Genomic DNA, 17,030 nt, shown 5'->3' on the forward strand with positions numbered 1-17,030 from the left:
AATAGAGGCATAAGGGGTGAGCAAAAACTTTGCTACTTGTTCTAAATACTTTAATAAACCGTACAGATACTATATATCTGACAGTTTTTCATACATAAAACATGCTACATTTCCCTTCGCCAGTATTAACTGTTTCAGGTTCAATGGGTATAATCTCAGCTTTTTGCACCCCAAATGTCACTACTATATTCATTTGTATCCGATACTACCATATCAATATGAAAAAGGAAACCTCAAAATAAATATTATTTTTTTGCAATTGTTTATAGCAATATTTATTTTCATAGGTGTTTTTCATTATAATTTTTAAAAAAAATAGCGTCATACCAAAGTATACAAACTCTGATACAACGCCTTTTATAAGATGGACCGACAGGGGCTCGAACCCTTATCCTATAAGAATATTGATATATCAAGGTTTGTAGATGTTTTTGATACCTGATATCTCCTACCTCTCATGATATGGCTCATGTTTTCTTAAAAATTAACATATTTTGCGAACTTTTGAGCTGATTTATCTTTACTATCTTTTGTAACGTGAGTATAAACATTCATAGTAGTTTGAATATCAGAATGTCCCATTCTTTCCATAACATCTTTAAGTGGAACGTCAGCCTCAAATAGTAATGAGCAATGGGTATGACGAAAACCGTGAATATTTATCATTTTGAAATTATTTTTCTCACATATTCGTTCTAACCTGTTACGAGGACTAGAAACATCTAAGTGCGTATTGTCTAACTTAGAAAATAGCAATTGGTTAGGGACAGTTACGTTATAGCCAAACCCTAATAATATTCTCGCTTGCTGAACTTTCCAACGTTTCAATATACTTATTGTAATATCATCTAGGGTAAGGATACGGTTACTATTACTATTCTTAGTATTCCCAATGTAAGGGACATTATTGTCCCCTACTTTCAAAGCTTTATTTATGTTTATTGTTTTTTCTTTGAAATTGATATCGTTCCAAGTAAGGGCTAGCGCTTCACCTCGCCGAATACCAACAAATGCCAACATTCGGAAAAAGGTGTACCACATACCGTTGTCTAAATCTTTTGAATACTGCTCAGCATATTGTAAGAATTGATTTAACTCGTCTTTAGTATAAAAATCTTCTGTTGTCTTAGTTTGTTTATATTGAACCTTGCCTTTTGGTACAATAACCTTAGTCTTAGGGTTTTCAGTGATATACCCTTTAAAATGAGCATAATCGAGTACCCTACATGTATAGTTATAGAACTTTTTAAAGCTTTTATACTTTAAACGCCATTCTTTTAGAGTTTGTTGTAATAAGTTGCTATCAATCTTATCAATGAGAATATATCCAAATTTAGGCAATATATGTAATCTAAAATATTGCTTAGTCTTATTCAAGGTACTACTTTCAACATCATCAGCATAGATATCTAACCATTCATTATAAACAGCCTCAAAAGTTTGTCTGATTGGTTTACTAGTATCATATACTCCATTATCAAATTGAAGCTTAGCATTATTGTAGTAATGTTTAGCTTCTTTTTTTGTTTCGAAACCTTTTCTATTAGCATAGACTTGTTTACCAGTCAGCGGGTCAATGCCTAAATACCCCCTAACATGCCAAAAACTACCCTTAGACGTTGAATATTCTTTATAACTTGCCATGTTATCACCTTTCTAGAGTGCTACCCACATTCAAGAAAGGAAAAGTTTTTAAATATTTCGTTCTATATCAAGTAAATCTAATTCACCAAGAATATAATCACTAGCTGATTTAAACAAAATATTAAATTGATTATTGGGGTCATTACTTACATTTTTTGAATACTCCCATAATTCACTGTATATACTTTTGAATACATTCTCAATTCTTGAAATATTTTTCGCCGAAACGTCAACATTGGAATAAAGAACAGATAATGTAATTTTGTCATTAACAATTTTTTCTACATATCCCAGTAACAAAGCCAATTCTATTACTGTTGAAGAAATTTCACTTTTAACTTTTAAATTTTTTAACGCTTGTGCAACAGCACTTAATTCTTCTATATTTGCATATCCAGTTTGAATATGGTCAAAATGATATAATTCGTTATTTTCATTATAAATTCTAATAGCCTCTTCAATAATTTCGTCGTTTTTACTTTCATCAGCCTCATAATCAAAATACTTCAAAGCCGTTTCTATTTTTAGTTTTATAAAACGTTCGTCATAAGTACCATGTAGCAATTCTTCTACTGACCACGATTTCAAATTAGCGATTGCTAGAAGCCTACTTTCATTAGGTACAACTTGGTCATTTTCCCATTTTTTCACTAGGCTACCCGTTGTGTTAAACAGTTTACCAAATTCTGTTTTATTTAAGCCTAACTCAAGCCTAATACTTTCAATTCTTTTTCCTAAAGTTTCACTCATAACTTCACCTCATTCCCTTTAATCTAATCTTACCAAAAAAATATGGTCACGAATAGTCATTTTTGCTTGCAATTAGTTTTTTTATGCTCTATTATGGTCATATATAGTCATGACCGAACGTGACTAAAGGAAAGGAGAGTATTTAAATGAAAAATAATTTTTCTATCATTCTTGCAATTAAACATAAAAAAATTTCAGACGTGCACAAAGCTACTGGTATTGCAAAATCGACACTGACTCGCTTGTATTACGAACGGGTAGATGACCCTAATAGCATGACACTTATAAAAATTGCCGATTACCTAGGTTGCTCACTAGATGAATTACTAGCTAGAGTGCCTTATGTAGTAGAGGTATAGAACCTGACAAAACCTGACACCTAAAGGCATTGAAAGGTGGTGAGAACGTGGCAACGGAAGAAGAACGTAAGAATGTGATTGGTATATTTTTTTCTCATTCGGAAAACATAGCATTGTTATCAATGGCAGACAGTAACGCAAGATAAGAATTTATCAATAGTTTGCTAGAAGTTTACGAATACGGCAAACAAGTAGGTATAGAGGAAAGAAAGGAGAAAAATAAATGAGTTTACAATTGCAAATTCCTCCCGAATTTAATGACCGTCTGAAAGAGGAATTAAAAGACGTATATGTTTCCGCAATGGAGGAGGCAAAACGCGATTTTGGCTATATGAAAGAGTATTTAACGATTAAAGAGGCATGTCAATTCGTGAGCGTATCAAACAACACATTTATGAATAACTTCATTGCTGAGGGTTTACCTGTATATCGGGTAAATAACAAGCAATACATAAAGAAAGTAGAATTGAATAATTTTATATCACAACACAGAGTAAATTAAATAAATGAGTGCTACCCACATTCACTAGAAAAAAACAAAACTTAGGGCATAAAAAAAGACTTAGCAGAGCACCAACTCCCTAAGTCCAATAGCTAATAACTAACCACAGTTTTAAGCCTTTTTATGCCTTTATTATACAGAAAACTTAACTCAAAAACAATGTTTGTATATAAAGGAGCATGAACATGGATAAATTAGAACATAAAGACAACCTGAATACCGTAACTTATGGGGCTATTTTAGAAAATAAAATGCTATATGAATATCTAGCCAAAATAGACCAGTATGTTATGAAATATAAACAAAATAACGACCATAATAGCGCTGTTGCACTAGCCACAGAAACAGCACGTTTAATTGACTATATGACCTATCTAAGTGACAACACGCTTTCTAAATTACTAGAAATTCAAGATTTGAATAATATTGAAATCGAGGAGGATACTGCCCATGCAAAAAATGATGACTAAGCAACAATTCAAGAATTTTAAGCAATGGCAATGGTGCTATACGTTCTCATTATCATTAATACTTATATTGTTTGTAGATATGAAGCTAGCAATTGCGTGCGGTCTAGTTGGGGCTTATAGCCTCCTAAAATGTGCACAATGGGGCTTATTCGATTAGGGGGTAAAAGAGTGATTTATATTAGCAAAGGTTTAAATACAAAAGAGTTAACACCACTTAATCAACAAGGAACTGATTTTAATACCTTGAAAGCTTTGTTAAATTCTTCTACCCCTATGAAAGTGCAAGGAGAAGATACCGAGTTAGAGGAAATAAAGAAAGGTATGACCTATTTTTTAGGCGGTACGCTTAGAAATATAAGCAAGGGTAGAAACAACGCTAATTTAGTTAACAGAACGCTTATTACGCTTGATTTTGAAGCTCAAGCGAACGCTAAGCCTATGCCGTATGAAGATATGCTAAAGATGATACATGAAAAACTTTCAGACTACCAATATATGGCATGGGGAACGATACGAAATAGCCCTAATTCAGGGCGTATACGGGTTGTTCTTGCACCCCCAAGCCCAATGACCCAAGCGGAAACCCAAGCGACCACACAGCAAGTATATAGCCTGTTTCCGAGTGAATATTGTGACCAATCAGCAAGTACCTATTCTCAATTACAGGGGCTACCAGTAGACAATGGGCGATTACCTTACGAGGTAGTGATAAACGATACAGGGAAACCATATCCGATTATTGCTGATAAAAAACAAGAACCTACCCCGCCAATGAAATCGTTTAACCCGCAATCTAAGGGGCGCATACCAAAATTATTAGACCAAGTTTATATGGAGGGTATTCAAGAGCCTGGAAGGAACGTTTTCTTCACCCAAGCGGTTGGCATATTGATTAAAGCGAATGTAAACGCCCATGCTATTTACAATCTATGTGTCGATTGGGCAGACAATCACTGTACGCCACCATTTCCACACAATGAGCTAGTAAACGTGATTAATAGTGTTGTAAGGGCAGAAGAACGAAAACAAAGAAAGGGGGCATAATATGGCAGAATTTCCCCAAGATATTATTCAACAAATTGAAAATGTTCAGAAAGAGAGCAACACCACGGGGCTGTTCCGTAAAAGTAGTAACGGCAACATTACCAAGTCTTTATACAACTTACGTGTAATCATCAGCATGTTACCTATTGGGCAACAGCTAGGGTTTGATGAATTTGCGAGAATACCGACTATTAACAAACGACCTATTGATGAAATGCACTTAAAAGTGCTTAGGGTGAAAATTGATGATGAATATAACTTGAAATTTGTTCAGAACGATATTGAGGATGTGGTGATGACCATTGCCCAAGATAAACCCTACCACCCGATAAAGGATTTTATAGAGGCTAAGCCATGGGACGGCGTAAAACGTGTAGAAACCCTATTTATAGACTACTTAGGAGCGACTGATGATGAATACAACAGGGAGGTGGCTAAGCGGTGGTTATGTGGTGGTATAGCCCGTGTTTACTATCCAGGTATCAAGTTTGAAATTGTCCCCATTCTCGAGGGCTCACAAGGGGCGGGTAAGTCCACTTTAGCAGGTAAGTTAGCGGGAGAGTATTTTGTAGACAGCCTAAAAGGCATGGGGCAACACAAAGATGATAACCAATTACTGATAGGCGCATGGATAGTAGAACTAAGCGAGTTAGCCAGTCTTAGAAAGTCAGAAATAGAGAACACCAAAGGCTTTCTAAGCTCATCAGAGGACAAAGTAAGGTTGCCTTATGAGAAGAACGTAAGCACCCTACCACGTACGAACGTCTTTATAGGGACAACGAACGCTAATGAGTATCTAACAGACTTTACAGGTAACAGACGGTTCTTCCCTATCCCGTTAGAGGCGGATAAAGCTACAAAAAGCCCGTTTGATTTAACAGACGATACTATTCAACAAATATGGGCAGAAGCCAAACACCTATATTTTGAGGAAAAAGCCCAAATTCACGTTGACCGAAATGAAGCAATCAATAAAATAGCCGAAACATATAGAGGAAATGCCCAATTCAAAGGGTTGGATATAGAGGAAATAGAAAACTACCTGAATATGCCAGTAAGTGAACATTGGAACAACTTAAAGCTTGAAGATAAACGTAAGAGCTACCTTAATTATCAAAACGGCGAATATTTTGGTGGTGGTCACCACATAGACCGTACAACCACTAAGGAAATTTTATCCGTTGTATTTAACCTTAATGCTAGTTACCACCAAGCACAAGGTAAGTACGCAAAGATAAAAGGATATATGGATAACCAACCCGAATGGAGCTATCAAACTGTGCGCATTAATGGAAAGGCAGAACAAGGTTATCGAAAAGCATAAGTGTAATTTTGTAATAGCTTGTAATTATAGATGAAATTACATTTTCCCCCTTGTGGGAGTAAGACGGAGGTCTATTTGTAATTATGTAATTACTATTTTATAAATTTTTATATTTATATAGATATATAGGTATACGTATAAAAAATATATTAGGGAAAGTTTTACGCAATTACAAATTACAAATTACAAAATTAATATAAACATTAATATAACAACGTTTTCAAGCGGTTAAAAATGTAATTATAAGTAATTACACTAATTACAACCTAGATAAAATGTTGGAAAATGTAGGACAAAAAAAGGAGTGAGAGCATGCAAGAACTTGTTGAACTACCTGAAAAGTATCAATTAATTTTAAGTGCTATTCCAATTGGGTCAGCAACAATGATTAGTAAAGATGAATTAGTTATTTTAGGGGGTATAACGGATAGAGAGTTTTACCTCCTTATCAATGATTTAATTATGAAGTACGGCATTGTTATTTGTTCCTCACGAGATAGCACGCATAGCGGGTATTACATACCAGAAACAGAAGAAGAAAAGCTAAATGGCATTCGTTCACTAGAGGAACAAGCCAATTCCATGATATTACGTGCAAATAAGGTTAGAAATAGTGATATTCAAACCGCACAGGCTTACAAAGAAAAATACAAGCTTACACCAGCTAACAGACCTATTCAAACCACTTTCAAATTTGATTATGAACGTAAACCAACAAAAGAGATAAAGAACACATAGACCTCGATTATTGTAGTAAAAAGTAGTATTCGGATAAATTGGAGCCATTAAAAAGAGAGGGTTACAAGAGCTAACCTTTGCTAACATTCTGCCTTTTCTGGCACATTAAAAAAGGGGTGAATATATGAGTGAGAACCTAGAGCAACTAGTGCTAGACGGATATATTATTCTTACTAAAAATGGTAAAATAGAGAGAGTAAAGGCGCCCGATTTTGGGAGTGTAACAATCAAGTATGCTAATGGAAAAGCAACCTTAATAGAGGAAGTAAAACAAACTAAATAACGTCTGACCGAACAACGGAGGGCAAGAACATTTAAACGTGTTTTTGTCCTCCTTTTTTTAATGGATAGAGGAGATTAAATAAATGGAAAACTACCAAACTTTAGTAGAGAAGAATGCTAAGCTCGCAAGCGAAAATGTGGAATTGCTAAAAGAAATTGAAGTATTGCGTAAACAAAAGGAACAGCCAACCTTAACAAAATCTGACATTCTAAAAGTAAAAGATACTAAAGAACGCCAAAAATTAATTGCTGAAAATATGAACTTATTTAAATAACGGAGGGAATAAACATGCAAAAAGAAAAACAACAATTTCAAGATACTTTAAAACCATATATCCAAAAACGTGAAGCCTTGAAAGGGTATCAAGAAGAACTAGCGAAGTTGGAGAAAGAGCTAATCACCCTAGAGGATAAAGAGCTTAACTTTAAGGATAGCAAGCGAAGAAATGATATAAAAGCTTATATTACTGAACTAAAATCAACTATTAATCAATTAGACCGTACATTAAAAACTACCAATTTTAACCCTGTTGATGTAAACCAAGCGTATATAGCTATGCAATCAGCCCTAGTGAATGAAGATAAAGAATTTACTAACCTAAGAGATGAATATAGAGCCTTATTCGTAACTTTTGTTGATATGAGCATCGCTTACCAACAGGCAGTAAACACACGCAATCAACAGACATATAACACAGCCGAGGAGCTAGGACTTAGTGAAGCATTAGGCGATAACAAACATAATGTGTATGAATCTTCTCATATACATAATTCACTAGCTATGAGCAATAACACGTTGACGGAATTAAAACAGTTAGCAAATAAAGCAAAGAAAATTCTTGCTGAAAAATAGCCCAATTGTATGATATTGATAGTGTAAATTACCCTTTATGCTAGGTAATGCTATGGTATATACCCTGAAGAATAATCATTCCGTCATTTCCGACACATTAAAAAAAGAGAATGAACAAAGAGAGAAGAAAGGAGGCTTACCGTGTCTTTTCATAGCAGACCTAAATATGTACTTAAAAAGTGGAAGATATATGCCACATACAAAGATGAATTAAGCAAGTTTGAAATTAATGACTATAACAGAATAATGGCCACGTTAAAGAAAGCGCCTAAGCCACTATTACAGTTTATTTATAGTTTTTTCTATGAACATACTGAAATAGTTGAAGCGTATGGAAATAAAAGACATGTAGGGACTGCATACACGAATAAACTCATGAAGTATGATGATTATTGCGAAATGGTGGGGATAAGCCGAAAAGAATTCAACAAACAAATGACACAGGTTTGCTTACTGATGTATGAATATTATTTCGAAGAGTCAGAAGAACAGTATTCAAGAAGATAGGAGGGGCGAAATGGTAGGTGTAACTGACAAGGAAATTAAGCATGCTATACGGGGTTATGTTGCTTTGCCCTATAATATCAAGCGACTAGAAGCAAAGTGCCAAGAACACAGAACAATGGCTTATAACAAGCATTCATTTACAGGTACAGCAAAGTACGGTTTTACAATTGATGATTATACGCATGCTATAAATATTGAACGTTTTGTCATTCTATTGGTAATGGAAAAAGAAGCCCTTGATAGGCAATTACAGGCGCTTAGAATGCGTTACAAGCTGTTTAAAGAGGTTTTACCTACCATTGACTACCCAACGCTTAAAACCCTCTTAAAACACGATACTTTAACCGATTATGAGGCTATGATTTACCAAGAGATACAGGAAATCGATTACTATATTGCCCAACATAAGCGTACCTTGGCACAGCAACAAGCTGATAATGAAATTGCTAGCCTTGACTTAAATGAGGACGATATAACGCAAATGTTGAATAGTGACGATTGGGATACGCCAAAAGAAACAAAGATAAGCGTGTTGAGTAATGTTGAAGATGAACTAATGGCATTATTGGCATAATACCCTAAGAATACCTAAGGTTTTCCAAAGGTAGGTAAGGTTTTGGTAAGGTAAACATAGAAATGGTTGGAGAATAAGAGGGGATTGTGCTAACAGGGCAAGTTTAGGGCATGAATTTTATGAAATAGCAAGGTTTTACCAAGGTGATTGTTGGGTATTGTTGGGTATACAGTAAGGTTTTCGTAAGGTATTCATAATAATCGGAGCCCCTAAAGGGTATTTTGCACCCTAATGTAGTAAAGCACGACTTTAGAAGAATAAAAAAAGCTATTAGCCTATATAGCCAATAGCGAATTTTACTATCTTGAAAATGGGTAGCACTCTTTTATTTTGAGTTCCTATAATCTCTCATGATATCCCTCATGATTACTCATGAGATTTTTTAACTCAATGTTTCTCAACTTTTCTATAAACCCTATTATATCAATGGTTTATGTTACTTTTCATTTCTTTAAAAAGCACCTTATGGACTGACAGGGGCTCGAACCCTGGACCCACGGATTAAGAGTCCGTTGCTCTACCAACTGAGCTACCAGTCCGAATTGATTGATTTGTCATCTGCAACACTAAAATTTTACACCCATTTTGACAAACATGCAAGACATTACACTTAAAAATCATACTTTTTTATCATAAAAATGGCCAAGGATAAGCTCATACTTCATTCCTTGGCCACTAAGTTTACTAAAACATATGAATAAGCTAGTCCTCTAGATCAGCAGTACGGCTGTCTTTCCAAGCTGCCATCTTTTCACGTAATTCACCAGTAATATTCCAAATGAATCGGAAGCAAATCCAACCAATCATGGAACCCTCCATAGTCCCACTTTTTAATTAAATTAACTATTCCAAATATCTTCTAAAATATTTGTTTGCGTCCGATCTGGACCCACAGAGAATGTCGCAATATTTACACCAACTAATTCCGATACACGTTTAACATATTGACGTGCATTTGCTGGTAAATCCTCTAAAGTCTTGCAAGCAGTAATATCTTCATTCCAACCTGGTAACTCTTCATAAATTGGTGTACATTCAGCTAATTGTTGCAAACTAGCTGGATAATGTTCAATACGTGTACCGTCTGCTGTTTCATAGGCTACACAAATTTTCACTGTTTCTAACCCTGACAATACATCGATTGAATTCAACGATAAATCAGTTAATCCAGAGATACGTTTAGAGTGACGCATCACAACAGAGTCAAACCAACCAACACGGCGTGGACGGCCAGTAGTTGTACCAAATTCGCGCCCAACTTCTCTGATTTGATCTCCCACAGCATCAAATAATTCAGTTGGGAAGGCACCTTCACCAACACGAGAAGTATAAGCTTTCGCTACACCAACAACTTTGTTAAAGCGTGTTGGTCCAACACCAGTACCAACTGTCGCACCACCTGAAACTGGGTTAGATGACGTTACATATGGGTATGTACCTTGGTCGATATCTAATAGATTTCCTTGAGCACCTTCAAATAATACATTTTCACCACGGTCTAAGTAGTCATTAATAATCACTGAAGTATCTGCTACAAAGTGCTTAATTTCTTGACCATAAGCGTAGTATTCAGCATAGACTTCTTCAAAATCTATCGGTTGGTCGCCATATATTTTAGTAATAATTTGATTGTAATAATCAAGATTAGCTTTTAACTTCGCTGCAAAAGTATCTTTTTCCAATAAGTCACATACGCGAATACCACTACGGCTAGCTTTATCAGTATAAGCTGGTCCAATCCCCTTAATTGTCGTACCAATTTTCTCGTCACCTTTAGCTTCTTCTTGAAGGCGGTCTAATTCAATATGGTAAGGTAAAATCACATGGGCACGGTCTGAAATGCGTAAGCCTTTTACATCAATGCCATGGTCTTTTAGGTAATTCAATTCTTTAATCAATGCTTTCGGATTTATAACAACGCCGTTACCGATAACAGATAACTTCTCAGACGAAAAGATACCCGATGGAATTAAATGTAATGCGTACTTGGTGCCATCAAATTGAATCGTGTGACCTGCGTTGTCCCCACCTTGGTAACGTACAATCACAGATGCATCTTTGGCTAGAAAGTCGGTAATTTTACCTTTTCCTTCGTCTCCCCACTGTGTACCTACTACGACAATCCCTGACATAAATGATTTTCCTCTCTGTTATGCAAACATTTCATCATCAGTTCTAAAGCTCACTGATGAAAATTTGTTAAATTCTTTTGTAAAAATAAGTTTCACTGTTCCACGCGCACCGGATCGGTTTTTTTCAATAATAACCTCAACGATATTATCTTCTAGTTTCGGTTCGCCACCATCATCATCTTCACCATCACCACGTTCGTAATAATCATCACGATACAGGAAGGCTACAATATCCGCATCCTGTTCAATAGATCCCGATTCACGAATGTCAGAAAGAACTGGACGTTTATCCTGACGCTGTTCAACACCACGTGATAATTGAGATAAAGCAATTACAGGTACGTGTAATTCTTTAGCAATTTTCTTTAATTGTCTAGAAATTTCAGAAACTTCTTGTTGTCTATTTTCATTTCGCTTACCTGAACCTTCAATCAATTGAAGGTAATCTATCACAATTAAATCAAGTCGCCCGCGTTCTTTAAGTAGACGTCTACTCTTAGAACGAATTTCAGTTACTCGAATACCCGGTGTATCATCAATATAAATATCTGCTTCAGATAGTGCTCCTGAAGCAACAATCAAATCTGACCACTCATCTTCCGTTAATTGACCAGTCCGTAAATGACCTGCATTTATACTCCCTTCTGCGCAAATCATACGATTAACCAGAGATTCAGCCCCCATCTCCAAAGAAAAGACTGCAACAACGCCATCTTGCTTTGTCGCAACATTTTGTGCGATATTCAAAGCAAAAGCAGTCTTACCAACGGCCGGACGTGCAGCTAAAATAATTAATTCTTCTGGTTGCAATCCAGCTGTCATGGCATCTAAATCAGGATAACCAGTTGGAATACCGGTTACCTCTTGACCATTTTTAGATAAGTCATCTAAATTTTGCATAGATTCAAACACGACATCTCGAATATGGATAAAACCATTTCGATTTCGGTTCTCAGCTACTTTTAAGATAGATTTTTCAGCTTCATCTAGAATAACGGATACTGACTCTTCTTGCTCAAAACTTTCGCGGGCAATTTTATTAGATGCTTGAATTAGCTTTCTTAATAAAGATTTTTCTTCAACTATACGAGCATAGTATTCCGCATTCGCTGCAGTTGGTGTATCATTTGCCAGTTGGAAAATATACTCATAGCCGCCAACATTTTCAAGCATGTGCATGTTATTTAATTTTTGTTGAACTGTTAACGCATCAATTGCCTCATCATCCCGGTTTAGTTCTTCCATCGCTTCAAAAATAAGTTGATTTGCACGACTATAAAAATCATCGGCAGAAACATACTCTAGCACTGAAATGAACACATCGGAATCAAGTAAAATGGCACCGAGCACAGCTTGCTCAGCCTCTATACTTTGAGGCGGTGTAGTATGTTCTAAATTCTCCGCCACATCAGCACCTCCATTACCTAACTATTATACAAAAAAGCAGCATCAAATTGATAATAAATTCAAATAAAATAGGAGGCTGGGATTCAAATCCAAGCCTCCTATCTATAGAAAGACCAGCCCTACTCTTCAACGATGTGTACGCGAATAGTTGCTTCAACCTCATGATGTAATTTTACAGGTACATTTGTATATCCAAATGTACGGATAGGTTCATTCAAATCCATTTTACGTTTGTCTAACTTAATACCATATTGCTTCAACATTCCTGTAGCAATTTGTTTAGACGGGACTGAACCGAATAAACGACCATCCTCGCCACCTTTAGCTGTAATCGTAACGACTGTTTCCTCGTCTTCGATTTTTGCTTTTAAATCTTTTGCCTCTTGCAACTCTTCTTGTGCTTGTTTTTCATTAGCCTTTTCTTTGCCTCGTTGTGCAGAAATAGCACTAGCAGTAGCTTCTTTTGCTAAACCTTTTTTTAATAAAAAGTTTTGTGCGTAACCATTAGGGACTTCTTTTATTTGACCCTTTTTACCTTGATTTTTAACATCTTGTAGAAAAATAACCTTCATAATTATTCGTCCTCCTCGTCTTTAACCATAATAACAGATTTTAACATGTCTACTGCTTCAGAGACAGTCACATCTGAAATTTGTGTAGCAGCATTCGATAAGTGACCACCGCCACCTAATTCTTCCATTATACGTTGAACGTTAATCGTTCCAAGACTACGTGCGGATATGCCTACACGACCATCTTCCCTTAAATAAACTACAAATGATGCATCCACATTACGCATTGATAATAAGGTATCTGCTGCCTGAGCTGCAGTAACCGAATCATAGACCTCTTTATCTTCACCACTTGCAATACCAAGGTTGCCTGAAATGAGTTCAACATTTTCTATCAACTCATTACGTTTAATATAGTCCGCTAAATCTTCCTTCAGTAAGTTTTGAATCATAAAAGAATCAGCCCCTACAGATTTTAAGTAACTTGCAGCATCGAAAGTTCTTGATCCAGTTCGTAAAGAGAAATTTCGCGTATCAACAATCATACCTGCTAACATAGCAGTTGCTTCAATACGCTGAATTGGCTCACTTTCTTGATTTTGATATTCAAAAAACTCTGTAATTAATTCACTTGCTGAAGAAGCATATGGTTCAATATATTCTAATAATATATTATCCGGTACTTCTTCTCCCTTACGATGATGGTCAATAATAATAACAGGTCTATTTGGAGTTATCAAGTCAGGTGCCACAGTGATTGAAGGTCGGTGAACATCTACTAAGAACAATAGTGAATCTTGTGCCATTAATTCTTCTGCTTGTTCAGGAGATATAATAGCTTCAGCGATGGTTTCATCCTTGCGTAATTCTACTAATAAACGTTCAATATCATCATTAATCCGACTTTCATCGATAATAACATAGCCCATTTGGTTATTCATTTGTGCAATTCGTCGAATACCTAAACACGCACCGAGTGCATCCATATCTGGATAATCATGCCCCATAACAAATACAGAAGATGCGTTTTGAATCATTGTAGAGATAGTATTGGCAATTTGACGTGAACGCACACGAGTACGTTTTTCCATTGGGTTAGTCTTACCACCATAGTAACGTGCTTTTTGATTCTTAGTTCTTACAACAACTTGATCTCCACCACGACTTTGTGCAAGATCTAAGTTTGATTGCCCTTGATCAGAAATTTCTCCTACATCAATAACATCTTCTTTTTCTTGATACGAAATCCCCATGGAAATAGTTAGCGGCGTATTCGCCTTTGAGGTTTTTTCCCGAAGATTGTCTACTACCACAAACTTATCTTCCTCCATTCGTATCAGTTGACCATAAGTCGACACTAACAAGAAATGGTCATCATCCAAGCGCTTAATATAAGAGTCATAATGTTTAGCCCATTTAGATAAATCACTAGTCACTAAGTTATCGATAGTTGATTTTCTTCTATCATTCATGGAAGAAACAGTTTCATCATAATTATCAACTACAATATGACCAATCACAATACGACCTAAATCTGCATTCTCTGCAATGATGCCATACTTCGTAGTATCAATAAAATATAGGGCATGTTCATCTCTTAAATAAGTCACTTCAAAATGTGCATTTTTCCATTGAAATCGTTTTGAGTTTAATGAAGAATCTTCTTGAAATTCTTTATATAATTCAAAAATATCTTCATCCAAATCATTAATATATAATCCAATAATTTCTTTCTGATAAAAATATTTTTGTAAAAATGGGTTAACCCATTCAATAATTGGTTCATTTTCATCGAAGACAACGATGCCAATAGGCATATTTAATAGAATTTCACTTTGGACAGATTTAATTTGATTACTCAATCCTAAGATGTACTCGCTAATAGCATTTAACATCTGGACCAAGCTAAAACCAAGTAGGCCTATTATTACTATAATCAAACTAACAATTACAAAACCCATTTGTAAACTAACGCTTGCACTAATACCAATAACAATAATTAATAATAATAATGCAATAATAAGTGGCCATATAATTGCCGACTTCAATAAGAAAGAAGGGATTTTAGGCTGCCAATTCTCTCTTTTCATAAATAATCTCCTTTAGGTAAAAATTCGGCACTTTAATATATACCATTTTAACATAATCTTAAAAAACATTCATATTTATACATGTGTTGGGATGCGTCAAGTTACTGTTGGAAAATTGAGCATAAAAAAAGAACCCCCATGTTACAATTTAAGCGCAAACCAAAAATCGAAAGTGGGGATTCCTTTGCTTAGTTTAGCATATATTAATCAAACAGTGACAGACTTACAATCATTTCTTTTTAACAAACTAATTAATAACACTATAAATTTTGATGAAATGACAAAATTAACTGAAAAAAGTTTAAATGAATTAATTGTAGAAATGGTGCAGTCAGTACTTTCAGATGTAGAAGAGGTTATTCGAGAAAGTTCTGATAGAAAGCAGAACTATTGGATTCATCGTAGTAATGACCTTAAGGTCATTGCCACTAAATTCGGTGATATTGAGTATTCCAGAGCTTACTATCGGAATAAAACTACAGATAACTTTACGTATTTATTAGATGACTTATTAGAAATTGAACCTCATCAGAGGATTGATAATAACCTACAAAGTCAAATCATAGAAAATGCGAAGGATATGTCGTACCAACAAGCTATCGATAAAATAGAAAATATCAGTATTCATAGTAAGCAAACCACGTATAATTTAGTTCATAAACTTTCTAGAGAAAGTATTGAACTTCCGTTAGAAGAAACGATTGAAAAAAGAACACCACAATATCTGTATATTGAAGCCGATGAAGATCATGTTGCTATGCAAGATAGTTCAAATAAACAAATGAAGTTAGTCTATGTTCAGACTGGTTTTAATCATGAAAAATCTACTGATAAAAGACATGTTTTAAATATAGAGCGATGTTTTACGGGTTGGTATCCAAATAATGATGAACTTTGGCTAGAAGTTTCAGCATTTATTGAAGAAACTTATGATACTCAAAATATAAAGCAAATATTTTTAAGTGGTGATGGCGCAAGTTGGATAAAATCTGGTGTGGATTATCTTCCTGCCAATACAACATTTGTCTTAGACCCATTCCATACTAAACAGGCTACAGTGCGTAGTGTAGTTGGTTTAGGTCCTAAAGCAAAAGAGACCTTAGGTCTTCTACGGAGATGGATTAGATTTAATCAAAAGGGAAAAGTGAAACGATATTTTGATCCACGTTTATCTGATCCTGATCTCTCAAGTAGTGAGAAAAAAGCGCTAGAAGCAAATCGAAAATATCTACTCAATCATTGGACCGCCATTCAAAATCAATATAGGCCTGGTTATATTTCATGTAGTGCTGAAGGGCACGTTAGTCATATCTTAAGTAGTAGATTGAGTTCAAGACCCTTAGGATGGTCTATAAAAGGTGCTGAAAATATCGCTAAGTTAAGAGTCTATAAATTAAATGGTGGACAAATTGATCAGTTAGTATTATTGACAAATAAACAGAAACAAAAAGAACGAAAGGTTATTCAACTAGATGACCGTATTACCGGTGCTAAGAAAGCCGAATATACAGCTATTCACAATGGCTCAATAGTGAATTATGGTTCATCTTCTTCACCGTTAGGTGTATTGAAACGTACTTTTAGCTAGATAGCAGCATTCTGCCTTAGACCATATAGGCGGAACTTCCGCTTATATGGTCTAAGGCAGAGAAAAGCACAAAATTAACTGGGGAAATAAAATCCAACAGTAACTTGACGCAACCCTTATACACCATTTAAAAAAATTGGTGTAACGTGCTAAGTTCAAGACAAAGGGCGCACTTATACACGATTTTCAATCTTGTATATTTCTAACGAAATCGTGCGCCAAAAAGCCCCCTCCATTACAAGTGCCTTTAATAA

The 17,030-nt window shown here is 35.3% G+C and carries 18 protein-coding genes, 1 tRNA gene and 1 riboswitch; of the genes, 12 read left to right on the forward strand and 7 right to left on the reverse strand.

Annotation, left to right across the window (positions count from 1 at the left end; all coding sequences use genetic code 11):
- Positions 1–94 precede the first annotated feature (94 nt).
- A riboswitch (TPP riboswitch) is annotated at positions 95–183 on the reverse strand.
- A 294-nt stretch (positions 184–477) separates the two neighbouring features.
- Positions 478–1,644, reverse strand: coding sequence for a tyrosine-type recombinase/integrase (locus HMPREF3116_RS06630; protein ID WP_070468567.1), 1,167 nt, complete (start codon positions 1,642–1,644; stop codon positions 478–480).
- Between the two features lie 48 nt (positions 1,645–1,692).
- Entirely contained in the window at positions 1,693–2,394 is a 702-nt protein-coding gene (locus HMPREF3116_RS06635; protein WP_070468569.1) for a helix-turn-helix domain-containing protein, read from the reverse strand.
- A gap of 146 nt (positions 2,395–2,540) precedes the next feature.
- Between HMPREF3116_RS06635 and HMPREF3116_RS06640 the strand changes: the two genes are divergently transcribed.
- The 11 genes from HMPREF3116_RS06640 to HMPREF3116_RS06685 all read left to right on the forward strand — a co-directional run bounded on the left by HMPREF3116_RS06640 (position 2,541) and on the right by HMPREF3116_RS06685 (position 9,047).
- Positions 2,541–2,753: a helix-turn-helix domain-containing protein gene (locus tag HMPREF3116_RS06640; protein ID WP_070468571.1), complete on the forward strand. Its 213-nt coding sequence runs from the start codon at positions 2,541–2,543 to the stop codon at positions 2,751–2,753.
- 223 nt (positions 2,754–2,976) lie between these two features.
- Positions 2,977–3,255, forward strand: a complete 279-nt coding sequence (locus HMPREF3116_RS06645; RefSeq protein ID WP_070468573.1) for a helix-turn-helix domain-containing protein — start codon at positions 2,977–2,979, stop codon at positions 3,253–3,255.
- Between the two features lie 185 nt (positions 3,256–3,440).
- A complete protein-coding gene (locus tag HMPREF3116_RS06650) occupies positions 3,441–3,725 on the forward strand; it encodes a hypothetical protein (protein ID WP_070468575.1) in 285 nt (94 codons plus the stop codon).
- A gap of 168 nt (positions 3,726–3,893) precedes the next feature.
- Positions 3,894–4,769: a primase C-terminal domain-containing protein gene (locus tag HMPREF3116_RS06655; protein ID WP_070468576.1), complete on the forward strand. Its 876-nt coding sequence runs from the start codon at positions 3,894–3,896 to the stop codon at positions 4,767–4,769.
- 1 nt (position 4,770) lies between these two features.
- Complete coding sequence (locus tag HMPREF3116_RS06660) at positions 4,771–6,093, forward strand: virulence-associated E family protein (protein ID WP_070468578.1); 1,323 nt, start codon at positions 4,771–4,773, stop codon at positions 6,091–6,093.
- A 312-nt stretch (positions 6,094–6,405) separates the two neighbouring features.
- Positions 6,406–6,831 carry a hypothetical protein gene (locus HMPREF3116_RS06665; protein ID WP_070468580.1) on the forward strand — a complete coding sequence of 142 codons (426 nt, stop codon included), beginning with the start codon at positions 6,406–6,408 and terminating at the stop codon, positions 6,829–6,831.
- A gap of 124 nt (positions 6,832–6,955) precedes the next feature.
- Positions 6,956–7,114, forward strand: a complete 159-nt coding sequence (locus HMPREF3116_RS09000; RefSeq protein WP_168125807.1) for a hypothetical protein — start codon at positions 6,956–6,958, stop codon at positions 7,112–7,114.
- A gap of 82 nt (positions 7,115–7,196) precedes the next feature.
- Complete coding sequence (locus HMPREF3116_RS09215; protein WP_070468581.1) at positions 7,197–7,388, forward strand: hypothetical protein; 192 nt, start codon at positions 7,197–7,199, stop codon at positions 7,386–7,388.
- A 14-nt stretch (positions 7,389–7,402) separates the two neighbouring features.
- Entirely contained in the window at positions 7,403–7,966 is a 564-nt protein-coding gene (locus HMPREF3116_RS06675; protein ID WP_070468582.1) for a hypothetical protein, read from the forward strand.
- A 141-nt stretch (positions 7,967–8,107) separates the two neighbouring features.
- Positions 8,108–8,473, forward strand: a complete 366-nt coding sequence (locus tag HMPREF3116_RS06680; RefSeq protein WP_070468584.1) for a hypothetical protein — start codon at positions 8,108–8,110, stop codon at positions 8,471–8,473.
- A 10-nt stretch (positions 8,474–8,483) separates the two neighbouring features.
- Complete coding sequence (locus HMPREF3116_RS06685) at positions 8,484–9,047, forward strand: hypothetical protein (RefSeq protein WP_070468586.1); 564 nt, start codon at positions 8,484–8,486, stop codon at positions 9,045–9,047.
- A gap of 466 nt (positions 9,048–9,513) precedes the next feature.
- On the opposite strand, the gene HMPREF3116_RS06690 is transcribed toward HMPREF3116_RS06685, so the two are convergent.
- The 5 genes from HMPREF3116_RS06690 to HMPREF3116_RS06710 all read right to left on the reverse strand — a co-directional run bounded on the left by HMPREF3116_RS06690 (position 9,514) and on the right by HMPREF3116_RS06710 (position 15,188).
- A tRNA-Lys gene (locus tag HMPREF3116_RS06690) sits at positions 9,514–9,586 on the reverse strand.
- Positions 9,587–9,886: 300 nt separating this feature from the next.
- Positions 9,887–11,179, reverse strand: a complete 1,293-nt coding sequence (locus tag HMPREF3116_RS06695; RefSeq protein ID WP_070468588.1) for an adenylosuccinate synthase — start codon at positions 11,177–11,179, stop codon at positions 9,887–9,889.
- Positions 11,180–11,197: 18 nt separating this feature from the next.
- The gene (dnaB, locus tag HMPREF3116_RS06700) at positions 11,198–12,586 is read right to left on the reverse strand and encodes a replicative DNA helicase (protein WP_070468590.1); all 1,389 of its coding nucleotides are present in this window, start codon (positions 12,584–12,586) and stop codon (positions 11,198–11,200) included.
- A 119-nt stretch (positions 12,587–12,705) separates the two neighbouring features.
- The gene (rplI, locus tag HMPREF3116_RS06705) at positions 12,706–13,158 is read right to left on the reverse strand and encodes a 50S ribosomal protein L9 (RefSeq protein ID WP_070468591.1); all 453 of its coding nucleotides are present in this window, start codon (positions 13,156–13,158) and stop codon (positions 12,706–12,708) included.
- A 2-nt stretch (positions 13,159–13,160) separates the two neighbouring features.
- On the reverse strand, positions 13,161–15,188 hold the full coding sequence (locus HMPREF3116_RS06710; protein WP_070468593.1) for a DHH family phosphoesterase: 2,028 nt from the start codon (positions 15,186–15,188) through the stop codon (positions 13,161–13,163).
- 91 nt (positions 15,189–15,279) lie between these two features.
- Here HMPREF3116_RS06710 and HMPREF3116_RS06715 point away from each other — a divergent pair, with 91 nt between their 5' ends.
- Entirely contained in the window at positions 15,280–16,776 is a 1,497-nt protein-coding gene (locus tag HMPREF3116_RS06715) for an ISLre2 family transposase (protein WP_083272797.1), read from the forward strand.
- The last annotated feature ends 254 nt before the right edge of the window (positions 16,777–17,030 follow it).

Source organism: Aerococcus sp. HMSC10H05, from assembly GCF_001806975.1.
GTDB lineage: Bacteria > Bacillota > Bacilli > Lactobacillales > Aerococcaceae > Aerococcus > Aerococcus viridans_B.

What these genes read in the sequence shown, in the direction of transcription:
- HMPREF3116_RS06685 (WP_070468586.1), top strand. Translation starts at nt 8,484, where the DNA reads ATGGTAGGTGTAACTGACAAGGAAATTAAGCATGCTATACGGGGTTAT.
- HMPREF3116_RS06640 (WP_070468571.1), top strand. Translation starts at nt 2,541, where the DNA reads ATGAAAAATAATTTTTCTATCATTCTTGCAATTAAACATAAAAAAATT.
- HMPREF3116_RS06650 (WP_070468575.1), top strand. Translation starts at nt 3,441, where the DNA reads ATGGATAAATTAGAACATAAAGACAACCTGAATACCGTAACTTATGGG.
- HMPREF3116_RS09215 (WP_070468581.1), top strand. Translation starts at nt 7,197, where the DNA reads ATGGAAAACTACCAAACTTTAGTAGAGAAGAATGCTAAGCTCGCAAGC.
- HMPREF3116_RS06675 (WP_070468582.1), top strand. Translation starts at nt 7,403, where the DNA reads ATGCAAAAAGAAAAACAACAATTTCAAGATACTTTAAAACCATATATC.
- HMPREF3116_RS06715 (WP_083272797.1), top strand. Translation starts at nt 15,280, where the DNA reads ATGCGTCAAGTTACTGTTGGAAAATTGAGCATAAAAAAAGAACCCCCA.
- HMPREF3116_RS06630 (WP_070468567.1), bottom strand. Translation starts at nt 1,644, where the DNA reads ATGGCAAGTTATAAAGAATATTCAACGTCTAAGGGTAGTTTTTGGCAT.
- HMPREF3116_RS06665 (WP_070468580.1), top strand. Translation starts at nt 6,406, where the DNA reads ATGCAAGAACTTGTTGAACTACCTGAAAAGTATCAATTAATTTTAAGT.
- HMPREF3116_RS09000 (WP_168125807.1), top strand. Translation starts at nt 6,956, where the DNA reads ATGAGTGAGAACCTAGAGCAACTAGTGCTAGACGGATATATTATTCTT.
- rplI (WP_070468591.1), bottom strand. Translation starts at nt 13,158, where the DNA reads ATGAAGGTTATTTTTCTACAAGATGTTAAAAATCAAGGTAAAAAGGGT.
- HMPREF3116_RS06695 (WP_070468588.1), bottom strand. Translation starts at nt 11,179, where the DNA reads ATGTCAGGGATTGTCGTAGTAGGTACACAGTGGGGAGACGAAGGAAAA.
- HMPREF3116_RS06645 (WP_070468573.1), top strand. Translation starts at nt 2,977, where the DNA reads ATGAGTTTACAATTGCAAATTCCTCCCGAATTTAATGACCGTCTGAAA.
- HMPREF3116_RS06710 (WP_070468593.1), bottom strand. Translation starts at nt 15,188, where the DNA reads ATGAAAAGAGAGAATTGGCAGCCTAAAATCCCTTCTTTCTTATTGAAG.
- HMPREF3116_RS06660 (WP_070468578.1), top strand. Translation starts at nt 4,771, where the DNA reads ATGGCAGAATTTCCCCAAGATATTATTCAACAAATTGAAAATGTTCAG.
- HMPREF3116_RS06635 (WP_070468569.1), bottom strand. Translation starts at nt 2,394, where the DNA reads ATGAGTGAAACTTTAGGAAAAAGAATTGAAAGTATTAGGCTTGAGTTA.